This window comes from Achromobacter sp. Marseille-Q0513 (assembly GCF_018195695.1).
Taxonomy (GTDB): Bacteria; Pseudomonadota; Gammaproteobacteria; order Burkholderiales; family Burkholderiaceae_B; genus Achromobacter.
Map to the genome: position 1 here is coordinate 42,179 of NZ_JAGTJY010000009.1, position 23,478 is coordinate 65,656.

Here is a 23,478-nt window from a genome sequence, read left to right on the forward strand (position 1 = left end):
GTCAGGCCTCCAGCGAGATGTGGGCCGCGCGGGCCACCTGCCGCCATTTCTCCAGCTCCGCGCGGATCTGGCCGGCGAAATCGGCCGCGGTGCTGCCCTGGGCCACCGCGCCCAGTTCGGCCAGCCGGGCGGCGATGTCGGCGCGGCGCAGCGCGGACGCGGCGGCGGCCTGCAGGCGCGCGACCAGCTCGGGGGGCGTGCCGGCCGGCGCGACCAGGCCGAACCAGGCGGGGTCGTTCAGCCTGGGGATGCCGATTTCGGCGAAGGTGGGCACGGCCGGCAGCTGCGGGTTGCGCGAGGGCCAGGCGATGGCCAGCGCCCGCAGCCGGCCTTCCTGCACGTGCGGCATGGACGCTGGCAGGTTGTCGCACAGCATGTCGACGTGCCCGGCGATGGTGTCCTGCAGGGCCGGCCCCGCGCCCCGGTAGGGCACGTGCCGCAGCGGAGCGCCGGTGGCCTGCGCCAGCAGCTCGCCCATCATGTGGCCGAGCGAGCCCACGCCGGGCGAACCGTAGGTCAGCTCGCGGCCGCCGTTCCTGGCCAGCTGCGTCAGCGCCGCGATGCTGTCGACGGGGATCTTCGGGTTGACCGAGATGATGTTGGGCACGCTGGCCAGGTTCGAGATCGGCGCGAAGCCCTGCAGCGGATCGTAGGCCGGCCTGGCCGCGACCGCCGGCTGGATGGCGTGGGTGCTGACCGTGGCCACGCCCAGCGTCAGGCCGTCCGGCGCGGCGCGGGCCACTTGCAACGTGCCCACCGCGCCGCCGGCGCCGGCCCGGTTCTCGACGATGACCGTCTCGCCCAGGTGCTCGGACATCGCCTGCGCGATGATGCGGGGGATCAGGTCCGCCGATCCGCCCGGGGCGAACGGCACGATGATCTTGACGATCCGGTCTTGCGCCCGCAGCGCGGGCGAGGCGGCGGCCAGCGCGGCGGCGCAGGCGGCCAGGAAATGACGGCGTTTCATGCTTGTCCCTCCTCCAGGGCGTGGTGGCGCGAGCCCCTTGTTTATGCGTGCTGCGGGGCTTCGGATTGCGCCGGGGTCTTGCTTGTCTCTTGTGTGCCTCTAGATGCGGCCGTCGTAGGCCTTCCTGGGCAGGCGGCACGAAATCAGCGAGAAGCTGGACGAGGCCAGCGCCTGGCGGATGGCCGTGGCCAGCTCGACGCGGCTGCGCACGTCGAAGCCCTGGCCGCCCATGGCGCGCGCGATGCCGGCGAAATCCGTGCCGGCGAAATCGACGCCCAGGTTGGGATGGCCGTTGGCGCGCTGCTTGATTTCGATCAGCGACAGCGATTCATCGGCGAACACGAAGACGATGACCGGCGTGGCCGCGTCGCGCGCGGTGGCCAGTTCGCCCAGCGTCATCTCCAGGCAGGCATCGCCGGTGAACACCGCCACCGGCCGCGTCGGGTCGGCGAGCTTGGCGCCGATGCCCAGCGGCAGCGAGCAGCCCATGGTGCACAGGCCCGAGGACTGCATCAGCGAACGCGGCTCGTAGCAGTTCCACACCTGCGACAGCAGGATGCGGTGCGCGCCGCTGTCCACGGACGCGAGCGTGTCGTCCGGCAGCTCGGCCCGCGCCACGTCCACGATGGCCGCCGGCCCCCATTCCTCGTCCGCGCGATAGACGCGGGCCAGCGCCTGGCGGATCTCGGACACTTCATTGCCGGTCCACTGGGACGCCGGGCGCTGGCCCTGCGTCAGCGCCTGCAGGCCGTGCTTGACGCTGCCGACGAAGCTCAGCGCGGACTGGTGCATGTAGTGCGTGTTGCGGGTCGCGGCGATGTCGATGACGCGGGCGTCGTCCGCCCAGATGTTGCGCCAGCCCGCGCGCATTTCGATCGGGTCGTAGCCGGCCAGGATGATGAGGTCGGCGTCGCGGATGACGGGCAGCACGATCTTGTCGGCCTGCGGCGACAGGCCCATGCCGCCGATCACCAGCTCGTGCCGTTCATCGACGATGCCCTTGGCCTTGTAGGTGGTCACCAGCGGGATGCGCAGTTCTTCGACCAGAGCGCGGACCTCGGCCTCGGCGTGATGGTGCAGCGCCTCGACGCCGGCGATCACGACCGGTCGGCGGGCCTGGGCCAGCCAGGCGCGGGCGGTTTCCAGCTCGCGGGTGGGCGCGGGCGCGGCCGGCGCCGGCTTGCTGCGGCGCGTGCCGCGGGCGGGCGGCGCTTCCTGCACGGCCACGCTGATCGGCACATCCAGGTGCACCGGGCCGGGCGGGTCGTCGGTGGCGATGGCCAGCGCCTTGTCGATGATGGCCTCGACGGCGCCGGCCGTGACGCGCAGCGAGGCCTTGGTGATCGGCCGCATCAGCGCGGCGTGGTCGAACACCTGGTGCGTGTAGGTGGCGGCCTCGTCCTCGTCCACGCAGCCGGTGATGAACAGCATCGGCACGCGGTCCTGCAGCGCGTTGGCGACCACGTTGACGGCGTTGGCCACGCCCGGGCCCAGCGTCGCCACCAGCACGCCGGGCGCGCCGTCGCGATGGAATGCGCCTTCGGCCATGAAGCCGCCGGAGTTCTCGTGCTTGACCAGCGTGAAGTTCACGCCGGCTTCATCCAGGCCTTTCATCACGGAAAGGACTTCGCCGCCGGGAATGCCGAAGGCGTGGCGGCAGCCCGCCGCGTGCAGGCGCTGGCCGATGATTTGGGAGACGGTAGACATGATGACCTTGCAATCGATGACGGTTGATGCGGGGCGGCGGTGGCCGCCGGGCTGGGAGTGGGGCGGCGCGGGTGCGGGCGCGCCGCCGTGTGACGGAAAGCGGGGCGGTTCAGCCCAGGCCGTTCAGGGCCTGCGCCAGCCGCTGGGCGGCGATCTCCAGTTGATCGTCCGACGTGGCGTAGGACAGGCGCAGGAATCCCGGCATGCCGAAGCCCGAGCCGGGCACCAGCGCGACGCCGCTGTCGAGCAGGTAGGACGCCAGCGCCACGTCGTCGGCGATGCGCTCTCCGGCGGGGGTGGACTTGCCGATGCAGGCGCGCGCGTCGGGGAACAGGTAGAACGCGCCCTCGGGCTTGGGCGTGCGCAGGCCGGGGATGCCGGCGAAGGCTTCAAGCAGCTTGTCGCGCCGCTGCTGGAACACGGCGCGGCGACGCGCGACTTCGTCCTGCGGGCCTTCCAGCGCGGCGACGGCCGCGGCCTGGGTGATCGACGAGGCGTGCGAATTGATCTGCATCTGCACCTTGGTCATGGCCTCGATCAGCGGCCGGGGGCCGCAGGCGTAGCCGAGCCGCCAGCCCGTCATGGAATAGGCCTTGGACACGCCGTTCACGGTCAGGATGCGGTCCGCCAGGTCGGGCGCGACCTGGGCCAGCGTGCAGCGCTCGCGCCCGTCGTAGAGGATGTGTTCGTAGATGTCGTCGACCATCACCAGGAAGCGCTGGTTGCGGCTGGCGCGGATCACGTCCGCGCAGGCCCGCAGCTGCTCGCGGCTATAGGCTGTGCCGCTCGGGTTGCTGGGCGAATTGAGCACCAGCCATTTGGTCCGGTCCGTGATGGCGGCGGCCAGGTCTTCCGGGGCGAGCGCATAGCCCTGGTCGGGCGAGGTCATGATCGGCCGCAGCACGCCGCCGTTCATCGCGACGATGTCGCCATAGGATGCCCAGTACGGCGCGGGAATCAGCACTTCGTCGCCGGGGCTGAGCGTGGCCAGGAAGGCCTGGTAGATCACCTGCTTGCCGCCGGCGGCCACGCTGATGTCGGCCGGCGCGCAGTCGATGCCGTTCTCGCGCTTGAACTTGGCGACGATCGCTTCGCGCAGGCGCGGCGTGCCGTTGATCGGCGTGTAGCGCGTGGCGCCATCCTGGATGGCGCGCATGGCCGCCGCGCCGATGTGGGCCGGGGTCGGGAAATCCGGCTCGCCCAGCGTCATGTCGACGACCTGCCGGCCCTGCTGGATGGCCTGCCGGGTTTTTTCGGCCATCACCTGGATCGGGGACGGGCGCAGGGCGGAGATGACGGGAGAGAGCATGTGAGCGTTCCTGGATGGGTTGAATTAGTCTAGGATTCACACTGTTCAATCTCAATTGAATTTGAATTCAATATGAATACGCCCCTGGGACCCGATTCCCCGACTCTGCGGCAGCTGGAATTGCTGCTCGCGCTGGCCAGCGCGGACGGCATCGCCAGCGCCGGCGCGAAGATCGGCATGACGCCTTCGGCCACCAGCCACGCGCTGCGCGCGCTGGAAACCACGCTGGGCGTGCAGCTCATCGATCGCAACGCGCCGCGCGTGGAGCTGACGCACGCGGGGCAGCAGGTCCTGCCCCATGTGCGCGACCTGTTCGCCGCGCTGCACCTGATCCAGGCCACCGCCAGCGCCAGCGTGGGCCTGAAGAGCGGCGTGCTGAAGATCGGCTCGTTCGGCCTGAGCTCGTCGCTGCGCCTCTTGCCGCCGCTGCTGGGGCAGTTCAGGCGGCTGTATCCGGGCATCGATCTGCGGGTGTTCGAGAAGGCCGACGCCGAAATCGAGCAGGACCTGATCGAGCGACGCCTGGAAATCGGCGTGGTGACGCTGCCCAAGCCCGAGTTCGACACGGTGGCGATCGCGCTGGACGAGCTGGTGGCGGTGGTGCCCGTCGGCCATGAGCTGGCCGGGGTGGATACGGTGGACGCCCACCAGCTGGCGCGTCATCCGTTCATCCTGACGCACGCCGGCTCGCAGGGGCTGGTGGCCAGGATGTTCTCCCGCGCCGAGGTCGCGCCCACGGTCAGGCACGAGCTGTCCCAGATGCTGTCCATCCTCGATTTCGTGGCCCGGGGAGAGGGCGTGTCGGTGGTGGCCTCGCTGGCGCTGCCGGAGCAATACGCGGGCGTGGCCTACAAGCCGATACGGCCGGCGACCTCCAGGCGGGTCGGCCTGGCCTGCCTGAACGAGAGCCGGCTGTCCCCGGCGGCGGCGGCCTTCTGGAAACAGGCCAGGCTGTTGGCGAAGAAAAAAGGGGTCAGCATCGCCGGCTAGCCGGCGCTGCTGGCCGGGCGGAGGGCGGCCGGCCGTGCGTCCATGGGGAGCGTGTCCCCGGCACTGGCGCGATCGTCATTTATGGGGAAAATATTTCAGATTGAGGTGCGTCAAGCTGCCGGGCCGAACGTGGTTTTCGGCCTACATTCCGTCCGCTTGGGATGCAATTTGAAAGGTGTTCGCGATATCCTCACCGGTTGCAGAAGAGCCGGAGGGGAAGGCTCGCTATAGAATAAGAATTATTACTATTTGTTTGGGGGAAGTGCATCCACGCCTGGGGACTGGGTTTGCCGCGAAGCCGACGCCGTGAGGCCGTCCGGTATCCGCGGCTTCGTCCCGCGCGGCAAGACCAGCGAGGCCCGGCCTGATTGGCATGGACGGTACTGCGGATGGCTCGCGCAGGCCCCCGATTTGCATGGGGCGCCCGGAAGATGGATAGAACTTTACAAAATCACAAAGATTCCTTGTCGATTCCTGAATGAAACGTGACAGCATCCTGGCATCCGTAACCGGTCTGGTCGAGAGTTCGACCTGGGCGGGCAAGCAGGGCGGCGCAGTCCGGGCCAGCTTGCCGCCGGCCGACACGCCGCCGATGCCAAATGCCTGCAGCAAAACCATGTCTTTCCCCAATCCATCCCTGAACACCTTCACGGAGCGGCTTGTCCTCGTGGCAGAGGACGAGCCGGGAATCGTTGGCGTCCTGGAGGCCTATCTCCGCCGCGACGGCTTTCGCACTTGCACCGCCATGGACGGCGTCGAGGCCATGCGGCTGTTCCGCGAGCTGCGTCCCGACGCGGTCCTGCTGGACGTGAACCTGCCGGGCATGGATGGGCTGGACGTATTGCGCGCCATCCGCGACGAAGGCCAGACCCCCGTCATCATCGTCACGGCGCTGGCCGATGACGTCGACAAGCTGCTGGGGCTGCGCCTGGGCGCGGACGACTATGTCGTCAAGCCCTTCAATCCCGCCGAGGTCGTGGCGCGCCTGCGGGCCGTGCTGCGGCGCGCGGGGGCGCATGCGAACGCCGCGCCCATCCGCGTCGGCGGCATCGAGATCGACGAGCAGGACCACGTCGCGGTCGCGCACGTGGGCGGCGGGCGCTCCGTGCCGCTGCAATTGACGCTGACCGAGTTCCGCCTGCTGGCCTGCCTGGCATCCCAGCCTCGGCGCTGCTTCTCGCGCGGATTCCTGATCGAGCATTGCCTGCCGGAAAGCGACGCGCTGGAGCGGGTCATCGACTCGCACATCTCCAAGCTGCGGCGCAAGCTGCACGCGGTCGGGCAGGCCGACATGATCGAGGCCGTGCGCGGCGTCGGATACCGCCTATGGCGCGAAAACTAGATCGCATCTGGATCCGCTTCGGACTGGCGGTCTCGGTCACCATGACCCTGCTGCTGGCCGTGCTCGCCGGCAGCCTGGTCCTGTTCTGGAACTACGAGCATCGCGCGTTCGAGAAGTCGCTGCCGGTGGAAGTGCGGGCCGAGCTGGAAGATCTCTCGGAGCGCGGCCTGGAGGACGGGCCGCGCGCGATGCAGATCTATGCCGAGTATTGGGTGGTGGATCCCATGCGCGGCGAAAAGCTCGCGCTGCTGTTCACCGTGCTGCTCGGCCTGCCGCTGGGCCTGGCGTCCGGATTCTTCATCTCGAAGGTGATCACCCTGCCGCTGGATTCGATGGCCGCGGCGGCCACCCGGGTGGCGCTGGGGGATTTCACGGTAAGGGCCCATGTGGGCAAGGCACGCGGCGAAATGGCCGAAATGGTGCGGGATTTCAATCACATGATCGATTCGCTCGAAACCCTGGACCGGGAACAACGCGTGACGCTGGCCTCCATCTCGCATGAGCTGCGCACGCCCATCGCGGTGCTCAGCGCCCGCCTGCACGCGATCTGCGACGGCGTCATCCCGGTCAGCGACGAGGAAATGCGCGGCCTGCTGGACCAGTCCCTGCACCTGGGCCGCCTGGTCGCGGACCTGCACACGCTGTCGCTGGCCTCGGTCGGCCGGCTGTCGCTGCAGACCCGGCCCGTGGAACTGGTGGCGCTGGTCGGCGACGCGCTGGCCGGCTTCGAGGCCAGGCTGGCCGAGAAGGGCTTCGAAGTGGATACGCAACTGCCTGCCGCCGCGCAAGGCAAGCTGATCATGGCCGACCCGGACCGGCTGCGCCAGATTTTCGCCAACCTCGTGGAAAACGCCTTGCGCCACGCGGCCAGCGGGCGCTGGATCGGCGTGGAAGTGCGCATCCACGCCGGACAGGCCGTGCTGGCGGTGAGCGACGCGGGGCCGGGTTTGCCGGCGTCCATGCGCGACCGCCCGTTCGAACGCTTTCCGCACCAGCCCAGCGCCATGCATGGCGGGTCGGGCCTGGGACTGTCGATCGTGCACGCGCTGGTGGACCAGCAGGGCGGATCGGTGCTGGCGGATCGCTCGGTGCGCGGCGGCATGCGCATCCAGGTCTGCTTTCCCGTGATGAGCCGGGACGCGAAGGCGTCCGCGGGGCGCCGGCAGGCGTCGCTCGCGTGATGCGCCCGGCCGCGTCCATCAATTCTCCATAAACCCTGCATGGCCCCGCAACGTCGCGGGGGCATGCTGGCAATGTTATCCAGCCAACCGTGACGGCTGCCGCCGTCCGCTACGCCATAGATACCCATGCATCGCTGTCCTGAATCGTTCAAACTCCGCTGCGCCGCGCTGCTGGCAAGCGCGCTCCTGTCGGGCTGCATGTCGGTGCCCGTGCCGGAGCTGCCGGCGCAGGTGCCCGGCGCCTGGTCCCAGGCGGCCGGCGAGGGCGCGCGCGCGGTCGATCTGCGGTCCTGGTGGACGGCGCTGGACGATCCCCGGCTGAACGCGCTGGTCGAGGAAGCGCTGCGGCGCAACCTGGACCTGGAACAATCCGCGCGCCTGCTGCAGGGCGAGCGCGAGGTCGCCGGTCGCTGGCGCTCGCGCTACCTGCCGGGTTTCGCGGTCGGCGCCCGCCCGGTGCAGGACGCCGAGGCCAAGGATTCCTATTTCCACGCCAGCATCGACATGGTCTGGGAGCTGGGCCTGTTCGGCGCGGCCGAGAGCGGCAAGCTGCAGGCCGGCGCGGACGCCGATCTGGCCGCCGCGCGCGAACAGGGCCTGCGCGTGTCGGTGGTCGCGGCCGTGGTGCGCAATTATCTGGACCTGGGCGTGGCCAACGGCCAGATCGCGCTGCTGACGCAGATGGCCGAGCTGGACCGCGAGGCCGAGCGGCTGGCGCAGGTGCGGCTGAATACCCGCCTGGGCACGCCGCAGGACGCCGACACGGCGAGCGTGCGCCGGCAACGCACATTGGCCGCGCTGGCGTCGATGCGCCTGGCGGCCGAGCGGTCGGCGCGCGCGCTGGCGCTGCTGCTGGGCCGCGACGCGCCGGATCCGGGCTGGAGCGCGGTGGCGCCGTCGCAGGGCCTGCCCGCCTTCGCCGTGGGGGAAGTGCCGGCCGACCTGCTGCGCACCCGTCCGGACATCCGCGAGGCAGAAGCCGAAGTGCTGCAGGCCGCCGCAAGGCTGGGCATGGCGCGCTCGGCGCTGTATCCGCGCCTGAGCCTGGGCGGTTCGGTCCTGTACGCCTACAACATGACGCAGAACCGCCGCTCGAACAACAACTTCGTTCCGGCCGGCGGTCCCACGATCGATATCCCGCTCTGGGACTGGGGCGCCCGCCAGGCGCAGGTCAAGGCCGGCGAGCAGGGCATCGCCGCGGCGCTGGCCGGCTACCGCAAGGCGGTGCTGTCCGGCGTGTCGGAAGTCGAGGAATCGCTGTCCGCGCTGGCGCGCGAGCGCGAGCGCATCGCCGCGCTGGACGAGGCGCGGCGCGTGCTGGACCGGCGCGCCGGCTCGCAGCGCAAGCTGGCGTCGCTCGGCCTGTCCAGCCCCTTCGACGGGCTGGAGGGCCGGCGCGCGCTGCTCGAGGCGCAGTCCGACGTGGCGCTGGCGCGCGGCGCGCGGACCCTGGCCTTCGTCGCGCTCTACAAGGCGCTGGGCGGCGCGCCGCTGGCGCCGCAGCCGGAACAACAGGAACAACAACCGCAGCAGGTGCGTCCATGATCGCCCTGGCGCGCAAGACACTGGTCTACGAATGGCGGCGCTTCGTGCCCGTGGTGCTGGCGGTCGGCTTCTCCGGCCTGATGCTGGTGGTGCAGGCGGCGCTGGTGCTGGGCATCTTCGGCGCCTCGGCGCTGTACGTGAACGCCTCGTCGGCCGATCTCTGGGCCGGCTATCCCGGCACGCAGAGCGTCAATTTCGGCCGCGCGGTCAGCGCCGACGCCGAAATGCGGCTGCGCATGGATCCCGAGGTGGTGGCGGTAGAGCCCTACCAGTGGGTCGATGGCGACTGGACGCCCGAGCGCGTCGACGCCGGCAGCGTGTCGATCTACCTGTCCGGCATTTCCGTCGGTCCCGACGCCATGCTGTTCTCGAAGCTGCTGTCGCCGGACCTGCGCAAGCGCCTGCGCGAGCCGGGGGCGGTGATCGTCGATTCGGCCGACCTGGAATCGCTGGGCGTGGCGGAAGGCGGCAAGGCCTGGATCAACGGGCACCCGGTGCGCGTGGTCGCCGCGATCGCGGGACTGCGCGGCCTGGGCGGCGTGAACGTGCTGGCCTCGCTGGATTCGGCGCGCGTCATCGGCGGGCCGCAGGCCGGCCGGGGCAGTACCTATTACGTGGCGCGGCTGGCCGATCCCTCGCGGGCGCCGGCGGTGCAGGCGCGGCTGGCGCAAAGCGAAGCCAGCTTCGGTCCGCTGCAGGTCTGGACGGCCCAGGAATTCGCCCAGCGCTCGCAGCAGTACTGGCTGCTGGATACCGGCGCGGGCATGGCCGTGCTGTTCATGGCCCTGATCGTCTGCCTGGTCGGCGCGGTGATCACCAACCAGTCCTTCGCGGCCGTGGTGGCGGCGTCGGCGCGCGAGTACGCCACGCTGAACGCGCTCGGCGCGAGCCGCGGCGCGCTGGCCCGCGTCGTGATCGAGCAGGCCTGCCTGGTGGGCGGCCTGGGCATGGTGCTGGCGGCCGTGGCCAGCGCGCTGCTGCTGGCGGTGGCGGTGTTCTATCACGTGCCGGTGGCCATGACGCTGACGGCGGCCCTGGGCTGCGCGGCGCTGGTGGCCCTGATGGCGCTGATGTCCAGCGTGATGGCGGTGCGCGGCCTGATCCGCACCGATCCGGCCCTGCTGCTGCGCTGATGGAGACGGTCATGAAACGTGATTTTTCGATGTCCCCGGAAGTCCAGGCCACGGTCGAGCCCAGCCTGGAAGCCTTCAGGCTGGGCAAGGCCTTCCTGTCCGGCGTGGTGAAGGTGCAGGTGCTGCAAGGCCTGTCGCTGGCCGTGTATCCGGGCGAGCTGACGCTGATTTCCGGCCCCTCCGGCTGTGGCAAGAGCACGCTGCTGTCGCTACTGTCCGGCCTGCAGCATCCGGACGACGGCAAGGCCCATGCGCTGGGGCAGGACCTGGGCGAGATGAGCCGCCGCGACCTCGAGCGCTTCCGGCTGCACCACACGGGCTTCGTGTTCCAGGGCTTCAACCTGTTCCCGGCGCTCACCGCGCTGGAACAGGTCCAGCTGCCGCTGGGTTACCTGGGCATGCGCGATCAGGAAAGCGCCCGGCTGGCGAGCCGCGCGCTGGACGAGGTCGGCCTGTCGCATCGGGCGCACATGCGTCCGGCGCAGCTGTCCGGCGGCGAGAAGCAGCGGGTCGCGATCGCCCGCGCCATCGCCAAGGAGCCCGAACTGCTGTTCGCGGACGAACCCACCAGCTCGCTGGACGCCGAGAACGGCCAGCGGGTCGTGGACATCCTGCACCGCTTCGCCCGCAACCACGGGGCCACGGTCCTGTGCGTGAGCCATGATCCGCGCCTGGTCCGGCATGCCGACCGCGTCGTCGGCATGGAGGACGGGGCCATACGCAGCGACCGGCGCATTGCCGCAGATTCACTAGGAGCAAAAGCATGAAGCATTCGTCGGGCGCGCGTTGGCGCGCGCTCCTCATCGTGGCGGTCCTGGCGCTGAGCGCGTGTTCCGAGCGCAGCGATCCCAAGGAGACGGCGGACCGGCAGCCGGCGCGGGACGGCCAGCGCGCGGCGGCCGTCGCCCGGGGCAAGATCGAAGTCGACGGCGGGCTGGTGGCGCTGGCGCCGGCGCTGGCCGGCACGGTGGCCAGCCTGAAGGTGCGCGAGGGCGACAGCGTGCAGCGCGGTCAGCTGCTGCTGGCGCAGGCCAGCCAGGTCTCCTCGGCCGCCGTCGCGGTCGCCACGTCCGAGCTGAAGCTGGCCCGCGCGCGGCAGCAGGCCGCCGAGAGCCGCCTGCCCGAGCTGAAGCAGGCCGCCGCGCGCTATGCGCAGGCGGCGCGCGCCGGAGCCGCGCAGCCCCAGCTGGCCGACGACGCGCAGCAGCGCTTGCGCGACGCCCAGTCCGATGTGGCGGTGGCCACGGCCGAGGCGGCGGTCGCGCAGCAGCGCCTGGAACAGGCCAAGGTCGCGTTGCAGCAGCTCGAGCTGCGCGCGCCGGAGGACGGCGTGATCGTGGGCGTGACGGCTCGGCAGGGCGGACGCCTGGAAGCGGGCGCCTCGGCCCTGACGCTGTTGCCCGCGCGCCCGCTGATCGTGCGCGCCGAACTCAATTCCGCCTACGTCGCCTCGGTGCGCGTGGGCATGCGCGCCACGGTGGCGTCCGACATGGACTCGGCGGCGGGCGCGCCCGCCTTGCCCCCGGCCAAGCTGGTGCGCATCAGCCCCATCTACGGCAACGGCCGCCTGCAGGACGACGCCCAGCGCGGTCCGGTGCGCGTGGTCGAGTGCATCCTGGAATTCGACGGCCCGGCAGAGGCGATCGTCGGCCAAAACGTGAGAGTGACTTTCCATGAATGACAACTTCGAGCTGCAAGTGCGCTGGAACGGTGGCAAGGCGACCGTCCCGGAATGGACGATCCAGTGCGATTTCGACGGCACCATCAGCCTGCAGGACGTGACCGACACGCTGCTGCAGCGTCACGGCATGCCGGGCTGGGAAGACCTGGAAGAGGCCTGGGAGCGCGGCGAGATCGGCTCGCGCGAGTGCATGAGCGGCCAGGTGGCGTTGCTGGACATGAGCGTGGCCGAGCTGCGCGAGGCGCTGGAGCAGGTCCATGTCGACCCGGGCTTCGTGCGCTTCGTCGACCAGGCCCGCCAGCTCGGCATCGGCGTGCAGGTGGTCAGCGACGGGCTGGACTACGCCATCCAGGTCATCCTGGCGCGCGAGGGCATGGGCGACCTGCCCATCGTGGCCAACCGGCTGCTGCCGGCCGGGCCGCGCCGCTGGAAGCTGGAAACGCCCTGGTCGCGGCCGGACTGCGCCAGCGCCAATTGCAAGTGCGGCCAGCTCGCCGGCCAGCGCGCCGCGGGCAAGCGCGTGCTGTACGTGGGCGACGGCAGCTCGGACTTCTGCGTCTCGGGCAAGGCCGAGCACGTGCTGGCCAAGGCCAAGCTGCTGGATTACTGCCGCGCCAACGGCATCGTGCATTCCGCCTTCGTCGACTTCGACGAGGCGCTGTCGCGCCTGCCCGAGATTCTGTCCGGCCAGAACGAGGAGTCCACGGCATGAACAAGGCCGCCACCGTCCTGGCGCCGCCCGGCGCGGGATACATCCGGGGCGAAGCGCGCGAACGCGCCGAGCCGCTGGAAATGCTGGCCGATGAATACCTGCTCGAAGGGCAGGGCGCGCGCGCGCGCACCGGCATCCTGCTGATCCACGGCCTGACCGGCACGCCCAACGAGATGCGGGTGCTGGCGCGCGGCCTGCACCTGCAGGGCTACACCGTGTACGCCGTCAAGCTGGCCGGTCACTGCGGCACGCTGGACGATCTGGTCGGCACCAGCTGGCTGGACTGGCTGGCCAGCGTGCGGCGCGGCGCCGACCTGCTGTCGCGCCGCGTCGACCGCGTGGTGGTCGGCGGCCTGTCGATGGGCGCCGTGCTGGCGCTGGCCCTGGCGCAGGAGCGTCCCGAGCACATCACCGGCGTGCTGGCGCTGTCGCCGGCCTTCCGCCACGACGGCTGGAGCATGCCGCGCTATACCAAGCTGGCCTGCCTGCTGCCCGTCATGCGCGCGCTGGGCATCGGCCGGCGCAGCGTGTTCATGGAACAGCCGCCCTACGGCATCAAGGACGAGGCGCTGCGCGCCCGCGTGGTGTCGCAGATGCACGCCGGTGACAGCGCCGCCTCGGGCCTGCCGGGCAACCCCTGGTGGTCGGTGGTGGAAATGCACAAGCTGGCGCGCTCGGTGCTGCGCAACATGCCGGCGCTGCGCGCGCCTTGCCTGGTCATGCACGCGCGCAACGACGACATCGCCTCGGTGTCGAACGCTTACGAGATCCAGCGCCGGGCCGCCAACGCGCCCATCACGCTGCAATTGCTGGACGACAGTTATCACATGATCACCATCGACCGCGAGCGTCGGGTGGTCATCGCTCGCGCGGCCGCCTTCGTGACCGAGCTGGTCGAGGGCGCGCAGCCAGGGGACGGCGCCGATGTGGAATGAGGCAATGACACCGCTGGTGGTGACGCTGTGGATCCTGAACCTGCTGTTCGACAGCGTGGGCCAGCTGATCTTCAAGGCCGCCGCGGTCGATCCGAAGCTGGGCGAAGGCGCGGGACGCTGGCGCAGGATGGCGCGCCGGCCCTGGCTGTGGCTGGGCATCGGCTGCTACGTGCTGGAGTTCGTCCTGTGGCTGGCGTTCATCTCCCTGGTGCCGCTGTCGGACGGCGTGCTGCTGGGATCGATCAGCATCGTGGTCGTCATGCTGCTGGGCCGGGTTTTCTTCCGCGAGCGGCTCACGCCCATGCGGGTGCTGGGCATCCTGCTGGTGTCGCTGGGCGTGGGCATCGTGGGATTGAAGGGGTAAGGCAATGCGGCGTTTCTATCTGATCGGATTCCTGGCGCTGATGGCGTTCGACACCTTGGCGCAGATCAGCTTCAAGGTGGCGGGCGAGCATGCGCTGCCGCTGGAATTCTCGCCGGCCTGGCTGCTGCGCGTGTTCGGCCAGCCCTGGATCTACGGCGCCTTCATCGGCTACCTGGGCGCGTTCTTCACGTGGATGGTGCTGCTCAAGCACGCGCCCATCGGGCCGGCCTTCGCCGCCTCGTACCTGGAGATCGTCGCGGTGCTGGTGATTTCGGCGGTATGGTTCGGCGAGCCCATCGGCTGGCCGCAGATCCTTGGCACGGTGCTGATCCTGGGCGGCATCTGCTGCCTGGCGGTCAGCGAGTCCTCGACGGTGCCGCAGATCGAGCATGCGGGGCAGCCGGCACGGCACGGCGCCTGACGGTCGCGCGCGGCGGGCATGGCCCGCCGCCGCTTGCCTGGCCGGGCAGACCGGCTCGCGGCCGCCGCGCCGCCAGATGGCGGGCGCGGGCGCAAGACGGTTTCAGCGCGCGCGCGCCGCGTCCAGCAATTCGACGATCTGCCAGTTGAACGCGTTCTGGCGCGCCTGCCATTGCGGCAGTTCCTTGTCCTGGCGCGCGGTGTCCTGGCCGTCGGCGGCGCTGAGCCAGCGCTTCCAGGCGGTCCGGTAGTGCCAGACCGAGACGTCGCCGGTGACATCGCTGCCGACGATCTGGCCATGCAAGGCCTGCGCCAGCGTCTTCAGGTCGGCGCGCAGCAGCACGCCCTGGTCCCAGTTGGTGCGCACCTCGTCGGCCGAGAACGCATCCTTGTCGATGCTGAAATAGGTATCCATCGGCGTGGCCGCCAGTTCCTGGCGAGCCGCCTCCACCAGCGCCGCGCGGTCGGGGAAGCTGCGAAAGCGCGCGCCCAGGCCCAGCCAGCGCGACCAGCGCGTATCGACGCCGGTGCTCCAGTAGGTGACCTTGCCGCTCCAGACGGAACCCAGGTTGTGTTCCCAGGCATGCGCCGCGCCCAGGTCGCCGGAGGTGATGCCGATGACGTGCACGTGCGACACCTGCGGCAGCCGCGCGACGCGGCGCACCCAGGAGCCGCAATGCACGCCCCAGGGAAAGCGCATGTTGTCGGGATGATTGTCCAGCACCACCACGCGCAGGCTGGCGGGGGCGCGCCCCGCCGCGCAGCGCTCGATCAGCGGCCAGCTCCGGGGATGGAAGTCGCCGCTGCCCATGAAGACGGTGCCGTGGGCGGCGGCGGCCGGCATGCGGCTGGTCAGGTTGCGCATGCAGGATTGCAGCACGCCCTGGCGGCAGCCGAAGCGGATCGCCTCGCGCCAGTCGTCGTTCAGCGCCAGCCGGATCTCGCCGGGCAGGGCGCCGACGGAACTGTCGGTGTCCAGCACGACGGGCGGGTGGCGCAGGGCGGATTGTTCTACTTGGTGATCCATTGGCTGTCCGTGGTGAAGCGGCTGGAAAAGCGCCGGGCCACGGCCCGCAACAGCGGATTGCGCACATAGACCGCGTGGCGCGTGGCGGTGAAGCTGGCGCCCAGCAGCGCCTTGACGCCGGGGTCGGTCCAGCCGGCGATATAGTGCCGCAGCCCGCGTTCCAGCGCGTATTCCAGGTTGACCATCCAGCTCACGAAGTACAGGTTCATCTCGCGCGAGAGCGGGTACGACAGGCCGATGTACTTGTCGGTCAGCCGTTCGCCGTCGTCGAAGCAGAGGTTCCAGCCCAGCATCTGGCCGGTCTCGGCATGCCGGTATTCGAACACGATGCCGCCGCTGCCGCCGTCGCGCAGCAGCGCCGCGAAGTAGGGCCGCGTCAGGCGGTCGAAATGGATTTCGCTCTGGGCGTAGACCTGCTCGTACAGCGCATAGTACGCGTCCACGCGGGCATCGTCGGCGTAGGCCTCGCCCGTGGGCACGCGCTGCACCGCGATCTGCTCGCGGCTGCGCAGCTTGCGCTTCAGGTAGCGGCGCGCGTCCTTGGGCAGGCGGTCCAGGTAGGCGTCGCCGTCGGTGAAGTCGATGGGCACGTAGGCCAGCGCCTGGCCGTCCAGCACCACGAAGCCCTGCTCCGTGCAGGCCTGGACGACCTGGTCGGCCAGCGCGTTGTCGGCCTCGGACAGCAGCGGCGAGCGCAGCGGCAGGTCCTTGAAGATGGTCAGGGCGTATTGCCTGCCCGGCCCCTGGCGCAGCGTCCGCGCCAGCGCGCCGGGATCGGCGGCCGCCGGCAGCAGCGCGTACTCGCTGACCGTGGTGCCGACGAAGGCGGCGCGCAGCGTGAGCCAGCGCGACCACCAGCCGTGGCCCGGCAGGCCGCGGACGCGCGTCTTGAAGTCGTCGTCGGCCGTCGTCAGCAGATCGAATGGCGCGGCGAAGGCCGGCAGCGGCAGGCCTTCGATGATCTTGAAGCCTTCCGGGGGATGCGCCAGGAAGCACTCGAGCAGGGCAGCCGGCTCGAGTGCGTTCCGCAGTGACTGCCCCGGCATCAGGCCCGCTTGGCCCGCGAGATCAGCTGGTCGAGCAGGGCCATGGCCTCGTCGATTTCCGAACGGCTGATCATGAGCGACGGCGCGAACGTGATCACGTTCTTGTAGTAGCCGCCCACGTCCAGCACCAGGCCGCGCTTGCCGCCCTGGAAGTCCAGGTCGCCGGCCAGGCCGATGTCGACCATCTTGTCCAGCAGCGCCTTGTTGGGCGTGAAGCCGTCCTCGGTGCAGATCTCGGCGCGCAGCGCCAGGCCCAGGCCGTCGACGTCGCCGATTTCGCGGTGACGCTTCTGCAGGTCGCGCAGGCCTTCCAGGAAGTAGGCGCCCGACTCGCGCACCTGGCGGCCGAAATCCATCTCGTGCGTCATCTTCATCACTTCCAGGCCCAGGGCGGTGCCCAGCGGGTTGGAGGCGAAGGTGGAGTGCGTGGAACCCGGCGGGAACAGGGTCGGGTTGATCAGTTCCTCGCGCGCCCACAGGCCCGACAGCGCGTTCAGGCCGTTGGTCAGCGCCTTGGCGAAGACCAGCACGTCCGGCTTGACGCCGAAGTTCTCGACCGACCACAGCGTGCCGGTGCGCCAGAAACCCATCTGGATCTCATCGACCACCAGCAGCACGCCGTGATCGTCCAGCACCTTCTTCAGGCCCTTGAAGAAGTTCTGCGGCGGCACGACGTAGCCGCCCGTGCCCTGGATGGGCTCGACGTAGAAGGCCGCGTACTCGCACTGGTTGGTCTTGGGGTCCCAGATGGCGTGGTACTCGTTCTCGAACTTGCGCGCGAATTCCTTGACGATGGAATCCGAGTATTCCTCGGCCGTCATGCCCTTGGGGCGGCGGAACGGGTAGGGGAAGGGGATGAACTGCGCGCGGTCGCCGAAGTGGCCGTAGCGGCGGCGATAGCGGTAGCTGGAGGTGATGCTGGAGGCGCCCAGCGTGCGGCCGTGGTAGCCGCCCTCGAAGGCGAACATCAGGCTCTTGCCGCCGCTGGCGTTGCGCACGACCTTGAGCGAATCCTCGATGGCCTGGGCGCCGCCCACGTTGAAGTGCACGCGGCCCGTGTTGCCCCACTTCTTTTCCGCATCTTGCGCGATGAACTTGGCCAGCTCGATCTTGGTCGGGTGCAGGTACTGGCTGGCGACCTGCGGCAAGGACTGCAGCTGCTCGATCATCTTCTGTTCGAGGCGCTTGTTCTTGTAGCCGAAGTTCACGGCCGAGTACCACATCTGCAGGTCCAGATACGCGGTGCCGGCGTCGTCGTACATGTAGCTGCCTTCGCAGCCAGTGAAAATCTTGGGCGGGTTGACGTAATGCACCGTATCGCCGAACGAGCAATAGCGGGCTTCATCTGCCAGCAGGCTGGCGGTATCGATGGACATGGACGCGGATCTCCGTAAAAGTCGCGGAGCGAGTGTGCGCGCCCAAGGTTGATCGACTGTCGAGGAATTGTGGAAGGAATGTGGAGCGCGGCCCGGTCTGCAACCGGAACGTCATGAACGCTCCACCATGCGCGTCAGCCGCGGACGTCCGTGGCCCCTTCCAGGAACAGTTTCTGCACCATGGCGCCCATGCCCAGCGGCGCGATCTCGCCGCGCTGCACCGCGTCCATCGCCGCGTACAGCAGGTAGTCGTAGGCCCGCACCAGCCACAGGGCCGGCACATCGATCCGGAAGGCGCCGGCCTTCTGGCCATTCAGGAAGAAGGTTTCCAGCGTCTGTCCATAGAACGAGGGCAGGGGCAGGTCGGCGGTTTCGGTCCTGGCGTCGATCATGCGCACCCATTCGGCGTGATTCCAGAACACGTAGTACTCGCGGCCCTGCACGACCACGTCGGTCAGCCGTTGCAGCGCGTCCGGATAGGGCGGCGTGTGCAGGTCGGCGCGGGCCAGCGCGTCCTGCAGGTGCTGGATGGCCCGGGTCATCAACAGGTCGATGACGCCTTCGCGGGTGGGGGAGATGCGATACAGCGTGGCCTTGCTGATCCCGGCGGCGCGCGCCAGCTGTTGCAGGCTGGCCCTGGGCTGCTGCGCGATCGACAGCGCCAGCGCGCGCGCCAGCTTGTCGTCTAGGGGGTCGGACATGGATGTCTCCGGATAAAAATAGGGTCGGATAAAATGAATCTTATTAGATTCAGTTAACTGTAAATATCGATGGTTGCTAGTCTACTACGGATTAAATGAGTCTACAAAAATTAACATGAATCTAAGTTGACTCATTTTGTTCTAATCAATATCATTCGGTCCTGAATCGCCTCACTCCCGGGGCGGCATCGGAATGCCAGAGGACAACATGACCCAGTTCAGAGCCAGTGCAGCGGCCCTAAGCCTGACCGCCTTGCTCGCCGGATGCGGCGGCCAGGACCCCCAGGCGGCGCAAGACCAGACCATCGACGTGGCCCCGCTGGTCGTCGCGCCGCGATCCCAGGCCATCCTGGCCGACCTGCCGGGCCGGATCTCGCCGGTGCGCGTGGCCGAAGTGCGGGCCCGGGTGGCGGGCATCGTCCAGAAGCGCCACTTCGAGGAAGGCGCGACGGTCAAGGAGGGCGACCTGCTCTTCACGATCGAGCCGGCCCCGTTCGAGGCCGCGCTGGCCCGGGCGCAGGGCGCGCTGGCGCGGGCCCAGGCCCAGGTCCGCCAGGCCCAGGCGCTGGCCGACCGCTACCAGCCGCTGGTGAAGATCGCGGCCGTGAGCCGCCAGGAATACGACGACGCCGTCGCCGCGCTGCAGACCGCCAAGGCCAACCAGGTGTCGGCGCAGGCCGACGTCAAGACCGCCCAGCTCGACCTGGGCTATGCCAGCGTGCGCGCGCCGATCTCGGGCCGCATCGGCCGGGGCCTGGTGACCGAGGGCAGCCTGGTGGGCCAGGGCGAATCCACGCCCATGGCGCTGATCCAGCAGCTCGATCCGGTCTATGCCGATTTCCGCCAGCCCGCCAACGCGCTGCTCAAGCTGCGCGAGGCGGCGGCCGGGGCGCAGGCCGAGCCCGCGGTCAGCGTGCGCGTCGACGGCACCGGCTACACCGCCAAGGGCAAGCTGCTGTTCTCCGATGTGTCGGTGGATCCGGGCACGGGCCAGGTGATGCTGCGCGGCCAGTTCAGCAATCCCGACGGGCTGTTGCTGCCGGGCATGTACGTGCGCGTCAGCGCCGAGCAGGGCGTGCAGAGCAACGCCATCTTCGTGCCGCAGCGCGCCGTCATGCGCGGCGCCGACGGTCAGGCCAAGGTGCTGGTGGCGGCCGATGGCAAGGCGCAGGAGCGCCCGGTGCAGACCGGCGCCATGCAGGGATCGGAATGGCAGATCACGCAGGGACTGGCCGCCGGCGACCAGGTCATCGTCGATGGCGCCGCCAAGATCCCGCCCGGCACGCCGCTGCGCGTGCAAGCGGCCGGCGCCCAGGCGCCCGCCCAGCAAGCCGCGCAATGAGCGCGATCGCCCCGCGCGCCGCCCCGCATCCCGCGCCGCGGCAGCCCTGAGCCCAGACGGATTCCATCATGCCGAATTTCTTCATCAAGCGGCCCAACTTCGCGTTGGTGATCGCGATCTTCATCGCCCTGGCGGGCCTGCTCGCCATTTCCTCGCTGCCGGTGGCGCAATATCCCACCGTCGCGCCGCCCCAGGTCATCATCAAGGCGACCTATCCGGGCGCGTCCGCCGAGGTCATCAACAACACCGTCATCAGCCTCATCGAGGAAGAACTGAACGGCGCCAAGGGCCTGCTCTACTACGAGTCGCAGAGCAACAGCGCCGGCGTCGCCGAAACCACCGTCACCTTCGAGCCGGGCACCAACCCCGACCTGGCGCAGGTGGACGTGCAGAACCGCATCAAGCGGGTGGAATCGCGCCTGCCGCAGGCCGTGGTCCAGCAGGGCCTGCAACTGGAGCAGGCCAGCTCCAGCTTCCTCCTGATCTACGCGCTGACCTACAAGGACGCGGGCAAGGACCAGGTCGGCCTGGCCGACTACGCGGCTCGCAACATCAACAATGAAATCCGGCGCGTGCCGGGCGTGGGCCGGGTGCAGATGTTCGCGGCCGAGCGCGCGCTGCGCATCTGGATCGATCCGGCCAAGCTGGTCGGCTACGGTCTGTCGGTCGACGAGGTCAACAAGGCCATCGCCGCGCAGAACATGCAGGTTTCCGGCGGCTCCACTGGCGAGCAGCCCAGCCCGTCCGAGCAGGAAATCACCGCGAGCATCATGGTCGAGGGCCAGCTCAGCAGCATTCCGGAATTCGAGGCCATCGTGCTGCGCGCCAATCCCGACGGCTCCACGGTGCGCCTGGGCGACGTCGCCCGCGTCGAGATGGGACGCCAGGACTACCGCATGTCCAGCCGCCTGAACGGCCAGCCGGCCGCCGCCATGGGCGTGCAGCTCGCGCCCGGCGCCAACGCGCTGGAAACCGCCCAGGGCATCAAGACCCGCCTGGCCGAACTGTCGAAGAACTTCCCCAGCGACGTGTCGTACAGCGTGCCGTTCGACACCTCCATCTTCGTGAAGGTGGCCATCTCCAAGGTGCTGATGACGCTGGCCGAGGCCGTCGTCCTGGTGTTCCTGGTGATGCTGCTGTTCCTGCAGAACCTGCGCTACACGCTGATCCCCACCATCGTGGTGCCGATCTGCCTGCTGGGCACGCTGGCGGTGATGCTGCCGCTGGGCTTCTCCGTCAACATGATGACCATGTTCGGCATGGTGCTGGCCATCGGCATCCTGGTGGACGACGCCATCGTGGTGGTCGAGAACGTCGAGCGCATCATGGCCGAGGAAGGCCTGTCGCCGAAGGACGCCACCATCAAGGCCATGGGCCAGATCAGCGGCGCCATCGTCGGCATCACGCTGGTGCTGGCCGCCGTGTTCCTGCCGCTGGCCTTCATGACCGGCTCGGTGGGCGTGATCTATCGCCAGTTCTCGGTGTCGCTGGCCGTGTCCATCCTGTTCTCGGGCTTCCTGGCGCTGACCCTGACGCCGGCACTCAGCATCCTGCTGCTCAAGCCCATCGAAAAGGGCCATCACGAGAAGAAGGGTTTCTTCGGCTGGTTCAACCGCGTGTTCGCCCGCATGACCGACCGTTATTCGGCCACCAACGCGCGCCTGCTCGCCCGCACCGGCCGCATGATGCTGCTGTACGCCGCGCTGGTGGGCGGCCTGGGCTATGTCTACACGAGCCTGCCGTCGGCCTTCCTGCCGACCGAGGACCAGGGCTACATGAACACCGACGTGCAGCTGCCGCCGGGCGCCACGCTGTCGCGCACGCTGGAAACGACCCAGCAGCTGGAACAGTACCTGGGCACGCGTCCGGCCGTCGCCAACGTGCTGACGGTGCAGGGCTTCAGCTTCTCGGGCCAGGGCCAGAACGCGGGCCTGGGCTTCGTGATGTTCAAGGACTGGGCCGAACGCGCCAAGAGCGAATCGGCCATGGCCGAGGCGGACCAGGCCAACCAGAACCTGGCGCTGGTTCCCGATGGCACGCTGTTCTCGGTGGTGCCGCCCTCGGTCGAAGGCATGGGCAACTCCTCGGGCTTCGCGCTGCGCCTGCAGGACCGCGCCGGCCTGGGCCGCGAGGCCCTGCTGTCGGCCACCGAAACCCTGATCAAGAAGGTGTTCGAGAACCCGCAGGTCTTCTCTTACATGATGGTCGAGGGGCTGTCCGACGCGCCGGCGCTGGACCTGCGCATCGACCGCAACAAGGCCGAGGCCCTGGGCGTGCCGTTCGACGCCATCAACTCGGCGCTGTCCACCGCCTTCGGCTCGGCGCTGGTCAACGAATTCCCCAACAAGGGCCGCATGCAGCGCGTGATCGTGCAGGCCCAGCCTGAAAGCCGCACCACGCCGGAATCGGTGGCCAAGCTCAACGTGCTCAACCGCGCCGGCGAACTGGTGCCGATGGAGTCCTTCAGCGAGATCGGCTGGAAGCACGCGCCGATCCAGCTGATCCGCTACAACGGCTACCCCAGCATCAAGCTGATCGGCGATGCGGCGGCCGGCGGCAGCACGGGCGTGGCGATGAAGGAAGTCGAGCGCCTGATCGGCGAACTGCCCCCGGGCATCGGCTACGAATGGACCGGCCTGTCGTTCCAGGAAAAGGCCACGGGCTCGCAGGCGCCCATGCTGCTGGCGCTGGCGCTGCTGGTGGTGTTCCTGGTGCTGGTCGCGCTGTACGAAAGCTGGAAGATTCCCGCGTCCGTGCTGCTGATCGTGCCGGTGGGCGCGCTGGGCGCGGTGGCGGCGGTGATCGTGGCCGGCATGCCCAACGACGTGTACTTCAAGGTGGGCCTGGTCACCATCATCGGCCTGGCCGCGAAGAACGCGATCCTGATCATCGAGTTCGCCAAGGATCTGCATGAGCAGGGCCGTTCGCTGAAGGAAGCCGCGATCGAGGCCGCGCGCCTGCGCTTCCGTCCCATCGTGATGACCTCGGTCGCCTTCATCCTGGGCGTGGTGCCGCTGGTCATCGCCACCGGCGCCGGCGCCACCAGCCAGCGCGCCATCGGCACCGGCGTGCTGGGCGGCATGCTCAGCGCCACCTTCCTGGGCGTGCTGTTTGTGCCGGTGTTCTTCGTCTGGACGCTGTCGCTGGCCAAGGGCCGCAAGTCCAAGGCGGACGCGGTCGCGGCCACGGAGGGCAAGGCATGAAGTTCATGAGCGTCTTCTCCATGTTGAACGCCAGCGACGCCGGCGGCTTCGCGATGGTTGCCGTGCTGAGCGCGCTGGGCCTGGCGGCGCTGTGCGCCGGCGGGTATGCGCTGACCGCGCGCCGCGAGGCGCCGGCCACGGCGGGCCACCCCACGACGAATCAAGGAAAGTGAACGATGAATTCCCTGCAAGATCTTTATCGGCGTTTCAAGCCGCTGGTCGCGGCGGCGGCGGTCCTGGCCGCGCTGTCGGGCTGCGCCATGGCGCCCACCTATGAACGCCCGGCCGCGCCCATTGCCCAGCAATGGAGCGCCGAGGGGCAGGCGGACGCCACGTCCGGCGCCGGCCCGTCGGCCGCCACGCTGGAATGGCGCGACTTCGTGACCGACCCGTCGCTGCGCGGGCTGATCGAGACGGCGCTGGCCAATAATCGCGATCTGCGCAAGACGCTGCTCAACGTCGAGGCGGCGCGCGCCCTGTCCCCCGTGCCGCGCGCC

At 69.3% G+C, this 23,478-nt stretch carries 21 protein-coding genes and 1 pseudogene; 15 read left to right on the top strand and 7 right to left on the bottom strand.

The window, feature by feature from the left end:
- Position 1 precedes the first annotated feature (1 nt).
- The 3 genes from KDH83_RS03965 to KDH83_RS03975 form a co-directional block, all read right to left on the bottom strand.
- Positions 2 to 967: a tripartite tricarboxylate transporter substrate-binding protein gene (locus KDH83_RS03965; protein ID WP_212312899.1), complete on the bottom strand. Its 966-nt coding sequence runs from the start codon at positions 965 to 967 to the stop codon at positions 2 to 4.
- 99 nt (positions 968 to 1,066) lie between these two features.
- On the bottom strand, positions 1,067 to 2,674 hold the full coding sequence (locus KDH83_RS03970) for a thiamine pyrophosphate-binding protein (protein ID WP_212312900.1): 1,608 nt from the start codon (positions 2,672 to 2,674) through the stop codon (positions 1,067 to 1,069).
- Positions 2,675 to 2,783: 109 nt separating this feature from the next.
- A complete protein-coding gene (locus tag KDH83_RS03975; RefSeq protein WP_212312901.1) occupies positions 2,784 to 3,983 on the bottom strand; it encodes a pyridoxal phosphate-dependent aminotransferase in 1,200 nt (399 codons plus the stop codon).
- A 72-nt stretch (positions 3,984 to 4,055) separates the two neighbouring features.
- Here KDH83_RS03975 and KDH83_RS03980 point away from each other — a divergent pair, with 72 nt between their 5' ends.
- The 11 genes from KDH83_RS03980 (at position 4,056) to KDH83_RS04030 (ending at position 14,287) form a co-directional block, all read left to right on the top strand.
- A complete protein-coding gene (locus KDH83_RS03980; RefSeq protein ID WP_212312902.1) occupies positions 4,056 to 4,973 on the top strand; it encodes a LysR family transcriptional regulator in 918 nt (305 codons plus the stop codon).
- A 616-nt stretch (positions 4,974 to 5,589) separates the two neighbouring features.
- A complete protein-coding gene (locus KDH83_RS03985; protein ID WP_249204818.1) occupies positions 5,590 to 6,315 on the top strand; it encodes a response regulator in 726 nt (241 codons plus the stop codon).
- Complete coding sequence (locus KDH83_RS03990; RefSeq protein ID WP_212312903.1) at positions 6,300 to 7,496, top strand: ATP-binding protein; 1,197 nt, start codon at positions 6,300 to 6,302, stop codon at positions 7,494 to 7,496. The genes KDH83_RS03985 and KDH83_RS03990 overlap by 16 nt, the downstream gene beginning before the upstream one ends.
- Before the next feature lie 126 nt (positions 7,497 to 7,622).
- Positions 7,623 to 9,041 (top strand): TolC family protein, encoded by a 1,419-nt coding sequence (locus KDH83_RS03995; protein WP_212312905.1) that lies wholly within the window; start codon positions 7,623 to 7,625, stop codon positions 9,039 to 9,041.
- Positions 9,038 to 10,174 (top strand): ABC transporter permease, encoded by a 1,137-nt coding sequence (locus KDH83_RS04000; protein ID WP_212312906.1) that lies wholly within the window; start codon positions 9,038 to 9,040, stop codon positions 10,172 to 10,174. The genes KDH83_RS03995 and KDH83_RS04000 overlap by 4 nt, the downstream gene beginning before the upstream one ends.
- A gap of 11 nt (positions 10,175 to 10,185) precedes the next feature.
- Positions 10,186 to 10,941 (top strand): ABC transporter ATP-binding protein, encoded by a 756-nt coding sequence (locus tag KDH83_RS04005; protein WP_212312907.1) that lies wholly within the window; start codon positions 10,186 to 10,188, stop codon positions 10,939 to 10,941.
- Entirely contained in the window at positions 10,938 to 11,855 is a 918-nt protein-coding gene (locus KDH83_RS04010) for an HlyD family efflux transporter periplasmic adaptor subunit (RefSeq protein WP_212312908.1), read from the top strand. The genes KDH83_RS04005 and KDH83_RS04010 overlap by 4 nt, the downstream gene beginning before the upstream one ends.
- A complete protein-coding gene (locus KDH83_RS04015; RefSeq protein WP_212312909.1) occupies positions 11,848 to 12,567 on the top strand; it encodes an MtnX-like HAD-IB family phosphatase in 720 nt (239 codons plus the stop codon). Before KDH83_RS04010 ends, KDH83_RS04015 begins: the two co-directional genes overlap by 8 nt.
- Before the next feature lie 80 nt (positions 12,568 to 12,647).
- Positions 12,648 to 13,502 carry an alpha/beta fold hydrolase gene (locus KDH83_RS04020; protein WP_212312932.1) on the top strand — a complete coding sequence of 285 codons (855 nt, stop codon included), beginning with the start codon at positions 12,648 to 12,650 and terminating at the stop codon, positions 13,500 to 13,502.
- A 4-nt stretch (positions 13,503 to 13,506) separates the two neighbouring features.
- Positions 13,507 to 13,866 (top strand): EamA family transporter, encoded by a 360-nt coding sequence (locus tag KDH83_RS04025; protein WP_212312910.1) that lies wholly within the window; start codon positions 13,507 to 13,509, stop codon positions 13,864 to 13,866.
- A gap of 4 nt (positions 13,867 to 13,870) precedes the next feature.
- Positions 13,871 to 14,287 carry an EamA family transporter gene (locus KDH83_RS04030; RefSeq protein ID WP_212312912.1) on the top strand — a complete coding sequence of 139 codons (417 nt, stop codon included), beginning with the start codon at positions 13,871 to 13,873 and terminating at the stop codon, positions 14,285 to 14,287.
- Between the two features lie 102 nt (positions 14,288 to 14,389).
- Here KDH83_RS04030 and KDH83_RS04035 read toward each other — a convergent pair whose 3' ends face one another.
- From KDH83_RS04035 to KDH83_RS04050, 4 genes are all read right to left on the bottom strand, one after another.
- Positions 14,390 to 15,313 carry a hypothetical protein gene (locus tag KDH83_RS04035; protein ID WP_212312914.1) on the bottom strand — a complete coding sequence of 308 codons (924 nt, stop codon included), beginning with the start codon at positions 15,311 to 15,313 and terminating at the stop codon, positions 14,390 to 14,392.
- Entirely contained in the window at positions 15,298 to 16,359 is a 1,062-nt protein-coding gene (locus tag KDH83_RS04040) for a peptidogalycan biosysnthesis protein (protein ID WP_212312917.1), read from the bottom strand. Before KDH83_RS04040 ends, KDH83_RS04035 begins: the two co-directional genes overlap by 16 nt.
- Positions 16,359 to 17,735, bottom strand: a complete 1,377-nt coding sequence (locus KDH83_RS04045; RefSeq protein ID WP_212312919.1) for an aminotransferase class III-fold pyridoxal phosphate-dependent enzyme — start codon at positions 17,733 to 17,735, stop codon at positions 16,359 to 16,361. The genes KDH83_RS04040 and KDH83_RS04045 overlap by 1 nt, the downstream gene beginning before the upstream one ends.
- A gap of 134 nt (positions 17,736 to 17,869) precedes the next feature.
- Positions 17,870 to 18,436, bottom strand: a complete 567-nt coding sequence (locus tag KDH83_RS04050; protein WP_212312921.1) for a TetR/AcrR family transcriptional regulator — start codon at positions 18,434 to 18,436, stop codon at positions 17,870 to 17,872.
- A gap of 208 nt (positions 18,437 to 18,644) precedes the next feature.
- Between KDH83_RS04050 and KDH83_RS04055 the strand changes: the two genes are divergently transcribed.
- The 4 genes and pseudogenes from KDH83_RS04055 to KDH83_RS04070 all read left to right on the top strand — a co-directional run.
- Entirely contained in the window at positions 18,645 to 19,778 is a 1,134-nt protein-coding gene (locus KDH83_RS04055) for an efflux RND transporter periplasmic adaptor subunit (protein WP_212312925.1), read from the top strand.
- A gap of 68 nt (positions 19,779 to 19,846) precedes the next feature.
- On the top strand, positions 19,847 to 22,981 hold the full coding sequence (locus tag KDH83_RS04060) for a multidrug efflux RND transporter permease subunit (RefSeq protein WP_212312926.1): 3,135 nt from the start codon (positions 19,847 to 19,849) through the stop codon (positions 22,979 to 22,981).
- Complete coding sequence (locus KDH83_RS04065; RefSeq protein ID WP_212312927.1) at positions 22,978 to 23,154, top strand: hypothetical protein; 177 nt, start codon at positions 22,978 to 22,980, stop codon at positions 23,152 to 23,154. The genes KDH83_RS04060 and KDH83_RS04065 overlap by 4 nt, the downstream gene beginning before the upstream one ends.
- A gap of 3 nt (positions 23,155 to 23,157) precedes the next feature.
- A pseudogene (locus KDH83_RS04070) lies at positions 23,158 to 23,478 on the top strand (multidrug transporter); the annotation flags it as partial.